Source organism: Streptomyces sp. SM11 (assembly GCF_002910905.1).
Classification (GTDB): Bacteria; Actinomycetota; Actinomycetes; order Streptomycetales; family Streptomycetaceae; genus Streptomyces.
Window position 1 is genome coordinate 14872 of the sequence record NZ_NEUE01000132.1, and the last position, 16337, is coordinate 31208.

At 72.1% G+C, this 16337-nt stretch carries 14 protein-coding genes; 9 read left to right on the forward strand and 5 right to left on the reverse strand.

Annotated elements, in window-relative coordinates; all coding sequences use genetic code 11:
• Positions 1 to 73: 73 nt before the first annotated feature.
• The gene (locus tag B9S58_RS10015; protein ID WP_103531760.1) at positions 74 to 2029 is read left to right on the forward strand and encodes a galactose oxidase-like domain-containing protein; all 1956 of its coding nucleotides are present in this window, start codon (positions 74 to 76) and stop codon (positions 2027 to 2029) included.
• Between the two features lie 18 nt (positions 2030 to 2047).
• Here B9S58_RS10015 and B9S58_RS10020 read toward each other — a convergent pair whose 3' ends face one another.
• Together B9S58_RS10020 and B9S58_RS10025 are read right to left on the reverse strand one after the other, a co-directional pair.
• Positions 2048 to 3109, reverse strand: a complete 1062-nt coding sequence (locus B9S58_RS10020) for a glycoside hydrolase family 6 protein (protein ID WP_103531761.1) — start codon at positions 3107 to 3109, stop codon at positions 2048 to 2050.
• A gap of 123 nt (positions 3110 to 3232) precedes the next feature.
• Positions 3233 to 4249, reverse strand: coding sequence for a DUF5937 family protein (locus tag B9S58_RS10025; protein ID WP_103531762.1), 1017 nt, complete (start codon positions 4247 to 4249; stop codon positions 3233 to 3235).
• A gap of 83 nt (positions 4250 to 4332) precedes the next feature.
• Between B9S58_RS10025 and B9S58_RS10030 the strand changes: the two genes are divergently transcribed.
• The 4 genes from B9S58_RS10030 (at position 4333) to B9S58_RS10045 (ending at position 8469) form a co-directional block, all read left to right on the forward strand.
• Complete coding sequence (locus B9S58_RS10030; RefSeq protein ID WP_103531763.1) at positions 4333 to 5745, forward strand: MFS transporter; 1413 nt, start codon at positions 4333 to 4335, stop codon at positions 5743 to 5745.
• A 10-nt stretch (positions 5746 to 5755) separates the two neighbouring features.
• Entirely contained in the window at positions 5756 to 6265 is a 510-nt protein-coding gene (locus tag B9S58_RS10035) for a MarR family winged helix-turn-helix transcriptional regulator (protein WP_103531764.1), read from the forward strand.
• Positions 6266 to 6344: 79 nt separating this feature from the next.
• On the forward strand, positions 6345 to 6671 hold the full coding sequence (locus B9S58_RS10040) for a DUF3817 domain-containing protein (RefSeq protein WP_103531765.1): 327 nt from the start codon (positions 6345 to 6347) through the stop codon (positions 6669 to 6671).
• 97 nt (positions 6672 to 6768) lie between these two features.
• Entirely contained in the window at positions 6769 to 8469 is a 1701-nt protein-coding gene (locus B9S58_RS10045) for a methylmalonyl-CoA mutase (RefSeq protein WP_103531766.1), read from the forward strand.
• On the opposite strand, the gene B9S58_RS10050 is transcribed toward B9S58_RS10045, so the two are convergent.
• Together B9S58_RS10050 and B9S58_RS10055 are read right to left on the reverse strand one after the other, a co-directional pair.
• Positions 8445 to 9956 (reverse strand): cell wall metabolism sensor histidine kinase WalK, encoded by a 1512-nt coding sequence (locus tag B9S58_RS10050; protein WP_258044287.1) that lies wholly within the window; start codon positions 9954 to 9956, stop codon positions 8445 to 8447. The two genes, B9S58_RS10045 and B9S58_RS10050, sit on opposite strands and share 25 nt — an antisense overlap.
• A complete protein-coding gene (locus B9S58_RS10055) occupies positions 9953 to 10657 on the reverse strand; it encodes a response regulator transcription factor (RefSeq protein ID WP_181009255.1) in 705 nt (234 codons plus the stop codon). The genes B9S58_RS10050 and B9S58_RS10055 overlap by 4 nt, the downstream gene beginning before the upstream one ends.
• A 63-nt stretch (positions 10658 to 10720) precedes the next feature.
• Here B9S58_RS10055 and B9S58_RS10060 point away from each other — a divergent pair, with 63 nt between their 5' ends.
• Both B9S58_RS10060 and B9S58_RS10065 read left to right on the forward strand, forming a co-directional pair.
• Complete coding sequence (locus B9S58_RS10060; RefSeq protein WP_103531768.1) at positions 10721 to 11929, forward strand: glycosyltransferase; 1209 nt, start codon at positions 10721 to 10723, stop codon at positions 11927 to 11929.
• Complete coding sequence (locus B9S58_RS10065) at positions 11926 to 12942, forward strand: GDP-mannose 4,6-dehydratase (protein ID WP_103531769.1); 1017 nt, start codon at positions 11926 to 11928, stop codon at positions 12940 to 12942. Before B9S58_RS10060 ends, B9S58_RS10065 begins: the two co-directional genes overlap by 4 nt.
• A gap of 29 nt (positions 12943 to 12971) precedes the next feature.
• Here the strand turns inward: B9S58_RS10065 and B9S58_RS10070 are convergent, their stop codons facing one another.
• Positions 12972 to 13598, reverse strand: a complete 627-nt coding sequence (locus B9S58_RS10070; RefSeq protein ID WP_103531770.1) for a TetR/AcrR family transcriptional regulator — start codon at positions 13596 to 13598, stop codon at positions 12972 to 12974.
• Positions 13599 to 13986: 388 nt separating this feature from the next.
• Here B9S58_RS10070 and B9S58_RS10075 point away from each other — a divergent pair, with 388 nt between their 5' ends.
• Complete coding sequence (locus B9S58_RS10075) at positions 13987 to 14958, forward strand: tetratricopeptide repeat protein (RefSeq protein WP_103531771.1); 972 nt, start codon at positions 13987 to 13989, stop codon at positions 14956 to 14958.
• Between the two features lie 652 nt (positions 14959 to 15610).
• Positions 15611 to 16264: a DUF6230 family protein gene (locus B9S58_RS10085; protein ID WP_103531772.1), complete on the forward strand. Its 654-nt coding sequence runs from the start codon at positions 15611 to 15613 to the stop codon at positions 16262 to 16264.
• The last annotated feature ends 73 nt before the right edge of the window (positions 16265 to 16337 follow it).

Sequence of the window (16337 nt, forward strand, 5' to 3'; positions counted from 1 at the left end):
CACCCCCACCCCCACCCCGTCGGCGACCACCACGGCGAGCGCCGGCACCACCACCGCAGGAGGGAACTGAACCATGGCCTACCGGCCCTCGAAGAAGATGAGGAAGACGCTCCTGGGAGGTGGCGCGGTGGTGCTGCTCGCCGGGCTGAACGCTCCCGCGGCCCTGTCCTTCGCCGAGGACAGGTACCACGCGTACAAGATCGACCAACCGGAGTACAAGGCGGAGTACGGCTCCTGGGAGCAGGTGGACATCCCGAAGGAGTACCGCACCAACGCCATCCACGCGGCGCTCCTGCACACCGGGAAGGTGCTGATCGTCGCGGGCTCCGGCAACGACGAGGCGCACTTCGACGCGGGCACCTTCGACACGGTGCTGTGGGATCCGGCCGAGAACACCTTCCAGAAGATCCCCACCCCCGAGGACTTCTTCTGCGGCGGCCACGCCCAGCTCCCCGACGGCCGCCTGCTGATCGCGGGCGGCACCGCCCGCTACGAGGTGCTCGACGACAAGGTGAAGCGGGCCGGCGGCGGTATGCGGGTCAAGAACGAGAACCCGGACAAGCCGCTGAAGCTCAAGAAGGGCACGGTCTTCCGCTCGCCCTCCGGCGTCGAGTACGTGGCCAAGTTCGACGTCACGGTCCCCAAGGCCAAGCGCGAGTTCGAGGTCGACTACTTCGAGAGCGGCCAGATGAAGCCGTGGAAGACCAAGGTGACCGCCGCCGAGCAGCGGGTCTTCGTCGAGGCGGTGGACGAAGGCCCCGAGGCGGTGACGACGGAGGCCGCCCAGTACGAGATCGTCGGGCTGAAGGGCAAGGCCGCCGACAACTCCTACGGCCTCGCCGAGAAGATCACCATGGACAAGCAGGACTTCCAGGGCATCCGCGCCGCCTACGAGTTCGACCCGACGGCGGAGAAGTACATCAAGGTCGACCCCATGAAGGAGGCCCGCTGGTATCCGACGCTCGTCGGCCTGGAGGACGGCAAGGTGCTCGCCGTCTCCGGCCTCGACGACGTCGGCGCGATCCTCCCCGGCGACAACGAGATCTACGACCCCAAGACCAAGAAGTGGTCCGAGGGCCCCTTCCAGTACTTCCCGACCTACCCGGCGCTCTTCCTCACCAAGGGCGGCAAGCTCTTCTACCCGGGCGCGAACGCCGGCTACGGCCCGGCGGACAAGGGGCGCGAGCCCGGGATCTGGGACATCGAGAAGAAGACCTTCACCAAGGTGCCCGGGCTGACCGACACCGACGAACTGGAGACGGCGGCCTCGCTGCTGCTGCCGCCCGTGCAGGACCAGAAGGTGATGGTCCTCGGCGGCGGCGGGGTCGGCGAGTCCAGGAAGTCCACGGCCCGCACGGCGGTCATCGACCTCAAGAAGGACAGCCCGGCCTTCGAGCCGGGCCCCGACCTGCCGCAGGGCACGCGCTACCTGAACAGCGTGATCATGCCCGACGACACCGTCTTCACCAGCGGTGGATCGGTGGACTACCGGGGCCGCGGGAACAGCAACATCATGAAGGCGCAGACCTACCACCCGAAGACCAACACCTTCAAGGAGGCGGCCGACCCGACGGTGGGGCGCAACTACCACTCCGAGGCGCTGCTGCTGCCCGACGGGCGGGTGGCGACCTTCGGCTCCGACCCGCTCTACGGCGACAAGGACAACACCAAGCTGGGCAAGTTCGAACAGCGCATGGAGGTCTACACCCCGCCCGCCCTGCACCGCGGCAAGGGCAAGCGCCCGGTGATCGGGAACGGCCCCGAGGCCACGGAACGCGGCGCGACGGTGACGTACGAGAGCGCCGACGCGGACCGGATCGCCACCGCCCGGCTGATGCGGCCGAGCGCCGTCACCCACACCACGGATGTGGAGCAGCGCTCCATCGAGCTGGGTCTGAAGAAGGGCGACGGCAAGGTGAGCGTGACCGTGCCGGACGCCCCCACGCTGGTGCCGCCCGGCTGGTACATGCTCTTCGTCACGGACGCCGACGGCGTCCCCTCCGAGGCGAAGTGGGTCAAGGTCGCCTGAGGGCCGGGGCGCGCGGCCTCAGGACGCCGCGCGCCTGGCCAGGCCGAGCGCGTACTCCGGCCACCAGTCGCCGGCCGGCGGGCCGCCCCGGCAGGTGCCGTCGGACTCGCCCGGCCGCTTGATCCACAGATAGGCGTCGAGCCGGTCGTCGCCGGTGTCGGTGGTCGGCGGCGTGCCGAGTCCCCGGCCCGGCGGATTGCACCAGGCCTCCTCACGGCCCCCGGACAGGGGGCCGTTGCCGTTGCGGCTGGTGTCGATCACGAAGTGCGAGCCGCCCACCGCGTCGGAGAGCCGGTCGGCGTACGTCTTCACGCTGTCGTTCGACTGGAAGTTGGAGACGTTCAGCGAGAAGCCGTCGGCGCGGTCGACGCCGGCCTGCCGCAGCGGCTGCGCCATCTTGGACGGCTCGTCGATCCACTCCGGGTTGCCCGCGTCCAGGTAGACCCTCGTGTGCGGCAGGGCCTTGAGCGTGTCCACCGCCTCGGAGAGGAGCTGGTAGCGCTCGGCGTGGTGTTCGGGCGGGGTGCAGCCGTCCGTGATGTGGGGGAGGGCATCGGGCTCCAGGATCACGGTCGCGCGCGCGTCCCCGATGGCGTCGGCGAACTCCCCGATCCAGGACCGGTAGGAGTCCGCGTCCTTCGCGCCGCCCGCGGAGTAGAGCCCGCAGTCGCGGTGCGGGATGTTGTACGCCACCAGCAGGATGGTCTTCTTCGTGCGGGCGGCGGACCTCGCGGCGGCCCGGATCTCCGGGGCCGGGTCGTCCCACGCGGGCCAGTCGGCCACCGGCCGGCCGGAGATCCGCCGCAGGATCTTCGCTTCCGTCTCGCGCCCCTGCTTCTCCCAGGTGCGCACCTGGCGGGCCGCGTCGCTGTTCGGGTCGACCCAGTACGGGGAGGCCGCGCTCGGGGCGGGTTCTCCCCGGACGAGCTCGGCGCCCTCCTCGCCGCCCCGTGCGCCGTCCGGCGAGGAGCAGCCCGCCGCGAGGGCGGCCGCCAGGAGGGCTGCGGTCAGGGCGGGAAAGGCGCGGGGAAAAGCGCGGGGGAGAGCGAAGGCGCGGGGGACGATTCTGCGGCCGGACATCCAGACCCCTCGGACGGCGGTGGCTCACGGACACGGGAAACGTGAGTAATCGTGACATGACGGTTACGCGGAGTGGTGGCGCGACACTGTCCGTAACCCGTACGCCCCGGTGTCCCGGTGTCCCTATGCCTCGCAGTCCCGGTGTTCCGATGCGCCTCGGTCCGAGGCGGCCAGCGCGATCCCCAGCGGCGTGCGCTCGTACAGCACCTGGTGCCCGTAGCGCCGCGAGGTCAGCAGGCCCGCCCCGCGCAGCACGGACAGATGGGCCGACACGGACGAGGGGGCGAGGCCCAGCCGGTGCGCCAGGGTGCTCGTCCCGGCCGGTTCGTCCAGCGCGCACAGCACGTCGGCCCGGACCCGGCCCAGCAGTCGGGCAAGCGTTTCCGGCGTCCGCTCCCCGGCCTCGGTCCACAGCCCGCCGATCCCGCGCGCCGGGTAGATCAGCCCGGGCTGCCACGGCTCCAGGTGGCCGCCCACCACCTCGGGCCAGACGAAGACGCTCGGCATCAGCACCAGCCCCTGGCCGCCCAGCGCCTGCTCGTGGTCGCCCCGCGTCCCCTTCACGGTGAGCGTCGAACCGTTCCAGCTCAGCTGCGTGCTCACCTCGCCCAGCAGCCCTTCCAGACCGCTGTCCGCCAGTCGGCGGGAGTGGTAGGCGATGTCCGCCTCCAGCAGGGCCCGCAGCCGGGGCCAGTACGGCTCGATCAGCGCCTGCCAGGCCTGCTCCAGCAGATCGGCGAGCTCGTGCACGGCCCGTTCCGGATCGGCCAGGAGGCGCCGGCCCGTCGCGGAATCGCGGGCGCCCGGCCGCTCCGCCAGCGCCAGTGCCATGTCCGCCCGCGCCACCTCCGGATCGACCGCCCGGACGCCCGCGATCTCCTCCTCGAACGTGGCGACCGGGCCGATCGGTGGCGGGCAGATGAAGTCCGGGTTGTGGCCGTCGTCCGGCATCAGCAGCCACAGCGGCTCCAGGTCCAGCGCCCCGGACGCCTCCCGGATCCGGCGGAGCCACGGCAGGTGGTAGCCGTGGCGGTCGGTGCGGTGCAGGGTGCGCACCGCCTCCTGGGTCTCGAACAGCGGAGACAGTGCGAACCGGCAGCGCAGCAGATCGCTCTCGCCGAAGTGCAGCTGGAACGGCATGCCTCTCCCTCACCTCGCGGCCTGAACATTCGCCTCCAGCCGAAAGTCTAGGACCGGCCGCGCCCCGGCCACAGGCTCGTCCCATGCCGACCGACAGCCCCGCCCCGGCGGACACACCCCGTACTCCGCCCGCCCCGGCGGCGCAGGTCCCGGCTCCGCCCCCGGAGCGTGCTGCCCACCTCGACCCGGGCCCCGGGCCCACGCTCCGGGAGCGCACCGACCCCGAGGCCCCCGCCGACGCCCCGCGCGGCTACCGGGCCGTCTTCGCCGTACCCGAGTTCCGGGCCGTCTTCGCCGCGCACCTCCTCTCGCTGCTCGGCGTCGTGGTCAGCGAACTGGCGCTCACCGTGCTCGTCTACGACCTCACCGGCTCCCCGCTGCTCAGCGCGCTGACGTTCGCGCTGGGGCTGCTCCCGTACATGATCGGCGGGACCCTGTTCGCCGGGGTCGCCGACCGCTATCCGGCCCGCCGCGTCCTGGTCGTCTGCGACCTGCTCTGCGCGGCCTGCGTCGCCGTGATGCTGGTGCCCGCCACCCCGGTCGCCGGACTCCTCGCCCTGCGCTGTCTGGTCGCCGCGATCGCGCCCGTCTTCACCGGGACCCGGATGGCGGCGCTCACCGACATCCTCGGCGAGGGCGACCTCTACGTCCTGGGCCGTTCGCTGCTGCGGATCGTCTCGCAGAGCGCGATGCTCATCGGGTTCGGCGCCGGAGGGGTGCTGCTCACCGTGCTGTCGCCGCGCGGCGCGATCACCGTCACCGTGGTGACCTTCCTGTGCTCGGCCGCTCTCCTCCGCTTCGGCACCCGTACCCGCCCCGCCCGCACCGCCACCGGTGACGGCGGGGGGACGCTGCTGAAGGAGTCGCTGTCCGGGGCCCGCCTGGTGCTGGGCGACCGCCGCATCCGGGCGCTGATGCTGCTGTTCTGGCTGCCCCCGATGTTCGTGGTGGCCCCGGAGGCGCTCGCCGCCCCGTACGCCGACGCGATCGGGGCCTCGCCCGCCGCGCTCGGGCTGCTGCTCTGCGCGATGGCCGTCGGGCACATCGGGGCCGAGCTGTTCGTGGGGTCCGCGCTCAGCCCCCGTAACCGCTCCCGGATCGTCCTGCCGGTCGCCGCCCTCGGCCTGCTCCCGCTCCTCGTGTACGTGGTCCGCCCCGGGCTGCCGCTCGCCCTGGCGGCCCTCGCGCTGGCCGGCGCGGGCGCCGCGTACGTGGTCGGGCTCGACCAGTGGTTCGTCGACGCCGTGCCCCAGGGGCTGCGCGGCCGGGCCATGACGCTGCTCACCGCCGGGCTGATGACCGTCCAGGGACTCGGGATGGCGCTGGCCGGGCTCGCGGCCGAGTTCTTCCCGGTCCATCAGGTGGTCGCCGGATCCGGAATCACCGGTACCGTCTGCACGCTCCTGCTCGTGGCCGAGGTCCGCAGGACAGCCCCCGGACGGATGTCCGATACCGAAGGACGAGACGGGGCTGACCGGCATATGACCAGTCGGTAAGGTCGATGCCGTGCCGAAGCCGCTCAGCCTTCCCTTCGATCCCATCGCCCGCGCCGACGAGCTCTGGCAGCAGCGCTGGGGACCCGTGCCCTCGATGGGGGCGATCACCTCGATCATGCGGGCCCAGCAGATCCTGCTCGCCGAGGTCGACGCCGTCGTCAAGCCGTACGGGCTGACCTTCGCCCGGTACGAGGCGCTGGTGCTGCTCACCTTCTCCCAGGCCGGTGAGCTGCCGATGTCCAAGATCGGGGAGCGGCTGATGGTGCATCCGACCTCGGTCACCAACACCGTGGACCGGCTGGTCAGGTCCGGTCTGGTCGGCAAGCGGCCCAATCCGAACGACGGCCGCGGCACGCTGGCCGCCATCACCGACAAGGGCCGCGACGTCGTCGAGGCGGCCACCCGGGACCTGGTCGCGGTCGACTTCGGGCTCGGGGTGTACGACTCCGAGGAGTGCGCCGAGATCTTCGCCATGCTGCGGCCGCTGCGGGTGGCGGCCCAGGACTTCGACGAGGGGTGAGCGGGGCCCCGGCCGGCGGCCTCCGCCGGGGCCGGGGCCGCGCGAAGATCGCCCCGGTCGTCCCGTTACGCTCGTAGCCATGAAACAGAACGTGCTCACCCGCTACCGGGTGATGGCCTACGTCACCGCGGTCTGGCTGCTCGTCTTCACCGCGGCGATCATAGCGAAGTACGGCTTCGAGACCGGCGACACCATGCTGATCTCCCAGATCCACGGCGTGCTGTTCATCGTCTACGTCGTCTTCGCCTTCGATCTCGGCTCCAAGGCGAAGTGGCCCTTCGGCAAGCTCCTGTGGGTGCTGGCCGCGGGCTGCATCCCCTTCGCCTCGTTCTTCGTCGAGCCGAAGGTCAGCCGGGAGGCCCGCGCCATGGTCACCGACGCCGCACCGGCCCCGGCGAAGGCCTGAACCCCAGGGCCTCCGGATCACCCCGAACCGCCCCGCGCGAAAAGCGCCGGGCGGTTTCCCATCGACATTTACTAGGACGTCCTAGTAAATTCGAGGTATGGACGCTGACGCGATCGAGGAAGGCCGCCTCCGCTGGCAGGCCCGCTACGACAAGGCCCGCAAGCGTGACGCGGACTTCACCACGCTCTCCGGGGACCCGGTCGAGCCCGCGTACGGGCCACGCCCCGGCGACACGTACGAGGGATTCGAGCGGATCGGCTGGCCGGGGGAGTACCCCTTCACCCGTGGGCTGCACCCCACCGGCTACCGGGGCCGCACCTGGACCATCCGCCAGTTCGCCGGCTTCGGCAACGCCCAGCAGACCAACGAGCGCTACAAGATGATCCTCGCGGCGGGCGGCGGCGGACTCAGCGTCGCCTTCGACATGCCGACGCTGATGGGCCGCGACTCCGACGACCCGCGCGCGCTCGGCGAGGTCGGACACTGCGGGGTCGCCATCGACTCCGCCGCCGACATGGAGATCCTCTTCGGTGACATCCCCCTCGGCGACGTCACCACCTCCATGACGATCAGCGGCCCGGCCGTCCCGGTCTTCTGCATGTACCTGGTCGCCGCCGAGCGCCAGGGTGTCGACCCGGGCGTGCTCAACGGCACGCTCCAGACCGACATCTTCAAGGAGTACATCGCGCAGAAGGAGTGGCTCTTCCAGCCCGAGCCCCACCTGCGCCTCATCGGCGACCTGATGGAGCACTGCGCCCGCGACATCCCCGCCTACAAGCCGCTCTCCGTCTCCGGCTACCACATCCGCGAGGCCGGGGCGACGGCCGCGCAGGAGCTGGCGTACACCCTCGCGGACGGCTTCGGCTACGTGGAGCTCGGCCTCTCCCGCGGCCTGGACGTCGACGCCTTCGCCTCCGGGCTCTCCTTCTTCTTCGACGCGCACCTGGACTTCTTCGAGGAGATCGCCAAGTTCCGCGCCGCCCGCCGCATCTGGGCCCGCTGGATGAAGGAGACGTACGGCGCGAAGACCGACAAGGCGCAGTGGCTGCGCTTCCACACCCAGACCGCCGGAGTCTCCCTCACCGCGCAGCAGCCGTACAACAACGTCGTACGGACGGCGGTGGAGGCGCTCTCCGCCGTCCTCGGCGGCACGAACTCACTGCACACCAACGCCCTCGACGAGACCCTCGCGCTCCCTTCCGAGCAGGCCGCCGAGATCGCCCTGCGCACCCAGCAGGTGCTGATGGAGGAGACCGGCGTCGCCAACGTGGCCGACCCGCTGGGCGGCTCCTGGTACGTCGAGCAGCTCACCGACCGGATCGAGGCCGAGGCCGAGAAGATCTTCGACCAGATCAGGGAGCGCGGCACCCGGGCCCACCCCGACGGTCAGCACCCCATCGGCCCGATGACCTCCGGCATCCTGCGCGGTATCGAGGACGGCTGGTTCACCGGCGAGATCGCCGAGTCCGCGTTCCAGTACCAGCGGGCCCTGGAGAAGGGCGACAAGCGGGTCGTCGGCGTCAACGTCCACCACGGCTCGGTCACCGGCGACCTGGAGATCCTCCGCGTCAGCCACGAGGTCGAACGCGACCAGGTCAGCCAGCTCGCCGACCGCAAGGCCCACCGCGACGACGCCAGGGTGACCGCCGCCCTGGACGCGATGCTCGCCGCCGCCCGCGACGGCTCCAACATGATCGCGCCGATGCTGGACGCGGTACGGGCCGAGGCCACGCTGGGCGAGATCTGCGGGGTGCTGCGCGAGGAGTGGGGCACCTACACGGAGCCGCCGGGCTTCTGAGGACCGCCCTTCCCGCCGGCCCGGCGGCCTCCCACCGGGCCGGCGGGGGAGGGCCCCCGCGGGCCCTCCCCGAACGTCAGCGCGAACAGCGCCCCGCCGCCGGGCGCCGCCCCCGCCGTCAGCTCCGCACCATGGGCGCGGGCGATCTGCCGGGCCATCGCCAGGCCAAGACCCGAGCCGGGCAGGGCGCGCGCCGCCTCGGCGCGGTAGAAGCGGTCGAAGACGTACGGGAGGTCCCCGGCCGGGATCCCCGGCCCGTGATCCCGGACCGTCAGTTCGAGCCCGCCCCCATCACGTCCACCGCCCCCGCCACCGGTCCCGTACGTGCTCAGCGCCACCTCCACAGGGGTGCCCGGCGGGCTGAACTTGGCCGCGTTGTCCAGCAGGTTCGTCAGCAGCCGGGCCAGCCGCGCCGGGACACCGGGCCGGGTCTCCTGTGCCGCGCCCGCCCCCAGCTCCAGCAGGAAACGGGTCTGGGGCCAGTGCGTCCGGGCCACGGCCACCGTGTGCTCCGCCACCTCCGCGATCCGCACCTCCTCGAGGAGCGGCAGCGGCTCCTCGTCCCGGGCCAGCTCGATCAGGTCGTTCACCAGCCCGGTCACCTCCCGGATCCCCCGCCCCAGCGCCCCCGACGCCCGGTCGCGCTGCGCGGGCGTCAGACGGTCCCCGCGGGCCAGCAGCTCCGCGTTGGTGCGCAGCGCGGTCAGCGGGGTCCGCAGCTCGTGCGAGGCGTCCGCGACCAGCCGGCGCTGCGAGCTCACCGACTGCTCCAGCTCCCCGAGCATCGTGTTGAAACTGGCGGCCAGCCGCGTCACCTCGTCCCGCCGCCCCGGCGGGCCCGGCGGCAGCTCGATGCGGTGGCGCGGGTCCCGGGTCGCCGCGATCCGCTCGGCGGTCATGGTCAGCCGGGCCACCGGGGCCAGGCCCGTGCGCGACACGGCGTACCCGAGCAGCCCCGCCAGCAGGACGCCCGCCCCGCCGACCGCCGCGAGCACCACGGCCGCCTGCCGCACGCCCTTCTCCACCGGGTCCGCGCGCAACGCCACCTGGAGGGCCCGCCGGTCCCCCAGCGGGGTCGTCAGCATCCGCAGCGACTGCCCGAAGCGGGTGACGTTGCTGTAGTACGGGGCCCGCGCCCCCGCCGCCACCTCGCGTACGGGGGCGGAGACGGGCAGCGGATACGGGGCCGCCGGGTCCGCCGCCGGGTCGGCGGGGACGATCTGGGCGCAGGCGGGCGCGGAGAGGTAGCGGCACTCCCCGGCCACGGTCCGCGGCCCCTCGCCCCGGTTCTCCTGGATCACCCGGGTCGCCGACTGGGTCAGGGACAGGTCCAGCTGGTGCAGCAGCTCGTAGCGGATGACGAAGAACGCCGCCGCGCACACCCCGACCGCGACCAGCGCCACCGCCGCCGAGGCCGCCATCGCCAACCGGGTACGCAGGGGCCGCCTGCGCCGCCAGCGGGCGCCCAGCCTCCGCACCCCGCTCACGCCACGTCCAGCCGGTAGCCGAGCCCGTGCACGGTGTGGACGAGCCTCGGCTCGCCGCCCGCCTCCAGCTTCCGCCGCAGATAACCCACGTACACCGCAAGCGAGTTGGAGTCGGGCCCGAAGTCCTCGCCCCAGACCCGCTCCAGGATCACCTCCCGGGGCAGCACCTGCCCCGGGTGACGCAGCAGCAGCTCCAGCAGGGCGGCTTCGGTGCGGGAGAACTCCACCGGGCGGCCGCCGCGCCGACCGGTCCGCGTCACCGGATCCAGCGTCAGGTCCGCGAAGACGAGATCCCCGTCCGGGGCGTGCGGCGCGGCCCGCCGCAGCAACGCCCGCACCCGCGCCACCAGTTCGTCCAGCGCGAACGGCTTCACCAGATAGTCGTCGGCCCCCGCCTCCAGACCGTCCACCCGCTCGCTCACCGACGACAGCGCGGTCAGCACCAGCACCGGTGTGCGGTCCTCCATCGCCCGCAGCCTCCGGCACACCGCGAGCCCGTCGAGGACCGGCATCATCACGTCCAGGACCAGCGCGTCCGGCTCCCAGGCGGCCACCGCCGACAGCGCGGCCAGGCCGTCGCCGACGCCCCGGACCTCGTATCCCTCGACGCTCAGCCCGTCCTCGACGGCGGCCCGCACGTCCGGTTCGTCCTCGGCCACCAGGATCCTGCTCGTACTCCGCGTGCCGCTCATGCCGCTCATACCCGAAGCCTGCCAAACCGGACTCTTAGAACCCTCTTAAGCCGCCCGCCGAGAGTGGCGGCCATGCGCACACCACTCTCCGTCGTGATCGGTGCGGGCGGCACCGGCGGCCACATCTACCCCGGTCTCGCCCTCGCCGAGGCCCTGTGCCGCGCCGACCCGGACGCGGTCATCTCCTTCATCGGCACCGAACGCGGTCTGGAAACGACCCTGATCCCGGCGGCCGGCTACCGGCTGCACACCGTCGACATGATCCCCTTCGACTCCGCGCTCGGCGCGAAGCGCTTCCTGCTCCCGGCCGCCCTCCTGCGCTCCGGCGCCCAGGCCCGCTCGGTCCTGCGCACCCAGCGGGCCCAGGTCGTCGTCGGCATGGGCGGCTACCCGAGCGCCCCGGCGATCGTCGGCGCGCGGATGGCCGGGCTGCCCAGCGTGATCCACGAGTCCAACGCCGTTCCCGGCCGGGCCAACCAGTTCGCCGCCCGGCTCACCGGCAACCTCACCGTCGCCTTCGACGGCAGCCGCGCCCATCTCTCGGGCGGCGAGCGGGCGCGGACCGTCGGCATGCCGATCGCCGCGTCCCTGGCCGCCCTGGACCGGCCCGCCCTGCGCGAGGAGGCCCGCCGCGCCTTCGGGATACCGGAGGGGGCACGGGTCGTCCTCTTCAACGGCGGCAGCCTCGGCGCGGCCCGCCTCACCGCCGCAGCCGTGGGCCTCGCCGCCCGCTGGCGGGGCCGCGCGGACGTCCACCTCCTGATCAAGACGGGCCCGGCCGCGCTCGCGGAGACCCGGCGGAAGCTGGCCGATGCGGGTGCCGGGGCCGTCGAGCCGGGGGAGTCCCGGACGCCCGCCGACGCGGGACCGGGGCCCGTCGCTCAGGCGGTGCCCTACCTGGACAGGATGGACCTCGCCTACGCGGTCGCCGACCTGGTGGTGTGCCGGGCGGGCTCCGCCACGATCGCGGAGCTCGCCGCGACCGGGGTGCCCGCCGTCCTCGTGCCGTACCCGCACGCCCCCGGCGACCACCAGACCCACAACGCCCGGGTCCTCTCCGGCGCCGGCGCCGCCCACCTCGTCCCCGACGCCGAGACCACCGCCGACCGGCTGGCCACGCTGATCGACCCGCTGCTCGCCGCCCCGGCCCGGCTCGCCGTGATGGGACGCGCCGCCGACCCGGGCAACCACGCCCGCGCCGCCGACCTGCTGGCCGAGACGGTCGTCCGCCTCGCCGCCGGCCCCGTGAACCTTTCCTCAGTACAGGAGTCCACCTCATGACCGACACCATCGACAGCGCCATCGACTGGAACGGCCGCACGGTCCTCGTCACCGGGGCCGAGGGTTTCATCGGCTCCACCCTCGTCGACCTGCTCGTCCGACGCGGCGCACGCGTCCGGGCGTTCGTCCACTACAAGCCGTACGCCGACAAGGGCCACCTCGCCCGCTACCTCGACGATCCGCACGGTCCGGTAGAGATGATCGCCGGGGACGTCGGCGACGCGGGCCGGGTGATGGACGCGGTCGAGGGCTGCGACACGGTCTTCCACCTCGCCGCGCTCATCGGCATTCCGTACAGCTACGACTCTCCGGGCGCGTACGTCCGTACGAACGTCGTCGGCACCGAGAACATCGCCGAGGCCTGCCGCCGCCACTCCGTCCGCCGCCTCCTGCACACCTCTACCAGTGAGGTCTACGGGAGCGCCCGCACCGCCCCGATCGGAGAGGACCACCCGCTCCAGCCGCAGTCCCCGTACTCCGCCTCGAAGATCGGCGCGGACATGATGGCGCTGTCCCACTGGCACGCCTTCGAGCTGCCGGTGACGGTGGTGCGGCCGTTCAACACCTACGGGCCCCGCCAGTCGGCCCGCGCCGTCATCCCCACGATCCTCGCCCAACTGCACTCCGGGGCGCGGGAGATCCGGCTCGGCTCGCTGACTCCGACCCGCGACTTCACGTACGTCACCGACACCGCGGCCGGGTTCCTGGCGCTGGCCGGCTGCGACCGGGCCCTGGGGGAGAGCGTCAACCTCGGTACCGGCCGGGAGATTTCGGTCGGGGACCTCGCGAAGGCCCTCATCACTGCCTCCGGCCGGGACGCCGGGATCGTCGTGGACCCGGCGCGGCTGCGGCCCTCCGGCAGTGAGGTGCACCGGCTGCTCTCCGACAACAACCGTGCCCGCACGTGGGCGGGCTGGGAGCCCGAAGTCACCCTGGAGGAAGGCCTGGAGCGGACCTCGGCCTGGGTGGCGGAGCACCTGCACCTGTTCGCGCCGGGGCGCTACCAGGTCTGAGTCCGAGCGCCTCTGCCACGCGGCCTGGTCTACGCGGCCTGGGCGCCGGCCAGCCCCAGCAGCAGCAGCGAGGTGAAGCCGCTCGCCCACTCGGCGTCCACCGGTTCCGCGCTCACCAGGGTGCGGTGCACCACCGCTCCGGCGATCACGTCGAAGATCAGGTCCGCGTTGCGGGCGGTCGTCGAGGCGTCGTCCTCGTACCGCAGCTCGCCGCGGGCCTGGGCGCGTTCCCGCCCCAGCAGCACCAGCCGCTTCTGCCGGTCCACGATGGCCGAGCGGATCCGGAGGCGCAGCGAGTCGTCGCGGGTGGACTCGGCGACCACCGCCATCAGCGCGGTCCGGGCCTCGGGCCGCTCCAGGAGGGCGGCGAACTGGAGTACGACGCCCTGCACGTCGGCGGCCAGACTGCCCCGGTCGGGCAGCTCCAGCTCGTCGAAGAGAACGGCGACCGCGTCCACGACCAGCTCGTTCTTGCCCGCCCAGCGCCGGTAGAGGGTCGTCTTGGCGACACCGGCCCGGGTCGCCACATCGCCCATCGTCAGCTTCGACCAGCCGAGATCGACCAGGGACGCCCGCGTCGCTTCGAGGATCGCGGCGTCGGCCGCGGTGCTGCGCGGACGTCCTGTTCGGGTGGCTTTGGGGTCGCTGTCGTTCATGATGCGGCGACCATACCGGCCGGTAGGGGGAGCGGTTGTGCTCCGGTTGCCGTGAGACAGATCACCGGGAACCCCTGTCCCGGCGGGGTGATCGGCAGTTACGCTACGGGTCGTAGCGTAAGGAAGGCGGGTCGCCCCGCCCTCCGTGCGCCACGGAACGAACGAGCGACAGCCACCGGGGTTCTTCACCGAACCCCAGGCGCCGGGTGGGGACCCGGTGCCGCACGGACCGGCCGGACGGGGATCCGGAAGGTCCACCCGGGTCTTTCAGGGACCCGGTCCGTTCCGCCCCGGCCCGTCATCCCCCGCACACCGGTGGGGGACCCGGACCGGGCCGGTTCTCGCACTCGCTTTTCGGAACGGTGTGCTCAGGGGGGAGGATGTACGTATGCAGCCTAGGAACATGTCCATGAGCGGCGTTGTCGACCTCGCCGCTGTCAAGGCGGCCGGTGAGGCCAAGGCCAAGGCGGAGCAGGCCCGCGCGGAGGCCTCCCGTACCGGGGGCACCGGCGCCGTCGCGCCCGCCGCCCTCGTGATCGACGTCGATGAAGCCGGTTTCGAGCGCGATGTCCTCCAGCGCTCTGCCGAGGTCCCCGTCGTCATCGACTTCTGGGCCGAATGGTGCGAGCCGTGCAAGCAGCTGGGCCCTCTGCTGGAGCGCCTGGCCGTCGAGTACAACGGCCGTTTCCTGCTGGCCAAGGTCGATGTCGACGCCAACCAGATGCTGATGCAGCAGTTCGGCATCCAGGGCATTCCGGCCGTCTTCGCCGTCGTGGCCGGACAGGCCCTCCCGCTCTTCCAGGGCGCGGCTCCCGAGGCCCAGATCCGCGAGACGCTTGATCAGCTGATCCAGGTCGGCGAGGAGCGCTTCGGGCTGACCGGGATCGCCGTCGACCCGGACGCCGCCCCGGCGGACGAGGTCCCGGCCGAGGTGCCGGCCGGCCCGTACGACGCCGTGCTGGAGGCCGCCGCGTCGGCTCTCGACGCCAATGACTTCGGCGGCGCCGTCCAGGCGTACAAGAACGTGCTCTCCGACGACCCGGGCAACCCGGAGGCCAAGCTCGGCCTGGCTCAGGCGGAGCTGCTCGGCCGGGTGCAGAACATGGACCCGCAGGCGGTCCGCAAGGAAGCCGCGGACAACCCGGGCGATGTGAACGCCCAGATCGCCGCCGCTGACCTGGATCTGGTCGGCGGCCATGTCGAGGACGCCTTCGGCCGACTCGTCGTGGCGGTCCGCCGCACCGCCGGCGACGACCGCGACGCCGCCCGGCTGCGACTGCTGGAGCTGTTCGAGGTGATCGGTCCGGATGACCCCAGGGTCACCGCCGCACGCACCGCGCTGGCCCGCGTCCTGTTCTGACACCGGCCCGCCGTCCGCTCCGGACGCGCCCGATTGTTCCGATGTGACAAGACGGCCGCACCGCCCCTCGGGCGGGGCGGCCGTTTTGCCGTCCTGACGCCAAAGAGCGGTACGAGAAGCCCTCGCTTTACCAAATCTTGACAAAGGTGCGAGCTGTTACTCGCAGTAAGACGGGCCGGTTATTCTGTCCCGTTTCCGGGAAGTTTCCCGCCATTTGCCTTTCCTTTTCGTGCCACCCTGCGTCGCCATGTGACGGCGCCCTGTCAGGTCGCGGTTATCGAGGCGTTACTAGCGAGTAACGATCCCTCTTGTGCCACGGCCGTGAATGCACCACGATCGGCCACGCTCGGTCCACCACCTCCAGCCCGGCCTCCAGCCGGTGCCTGAGGGTCTGTTGGGTCCCCACCGAGTGGTCGGCGGCAGTGGCGCCGACCGCGGACAGGGGGGTTCCCGCCCACAGGCGGGGCCTGTCCGGCCGGCCGCGCGAAAAGCGCGGCCAGTGGTTGTCGCTCGGGGGTGAACGCCGGTGGATCGGATGCGGGACACGTCTCCGTTCGCGGGCGCTCTCCTTCCCGAGGACGTAGCACTTCTCCCATCCCGGACGGGCACGACGCCCGGCCGGAGATGTACGTCCGAGAAGAAGGAGCAAGGTATGAGTTCCCAGGTTCGCGGTGGGACGAGATGGAAGCGGTTCGCTCTGGTCATGGTGCCGAGCGTCGTCGCCACGGCGGCGGTGGGCGTCGGCCTCGCGCAGGGCGCGCTGGCCGCGTCGTTCAGTGTGTCCGGGCAGAGCTTCAAGGTCAGCACCGACAAGCTGGAGGGCGAGAACTTCGTCCAGTACGGCAGCGTCGCCGTCGGCACCGACATTGAGGGTAAGAAGCCCGAGGGGCACGCGGTCGCGGTGTCGGGCTTCAGTAGCGCCACGATCACCAACATGTGTCAGTCGGTCGTCACGCCGAAGGTCCCCTTCCTCGGCAATGTCAGCCTCATGCTGAACGCCGGTACGAACCCGAACAAGCCGGTCAGGGCGACCAACCTCTACCTGGACGTCGCGCAGCTCGACGCCGACGCCGACTTCGAGAACATCGACATCGGTGTCGGTGCCGGATCGCTGGAGAAGAAGAACAAGCCGGGGAGCATCGGCATCCAGCCGGGCACCGAGGCGAAAATGGGAGGCTTCGCGCAGCGCGCCGACAAGGCCACGCTGACCAACGTGAAGCAGACGGCGTGGGCGACCACGGCCGGCACCTTCAAGCTCAGCGACCTGAAGCTGAGGCTGCACACGGGCGTCAAGGAGTGCTTCTAGCCCTCCGGCCAGGGTGGCCGGAACGTCCCCTCAGGGCTTTCCGGCCACCCACCCTCCCCTTCTCACGGCAGTA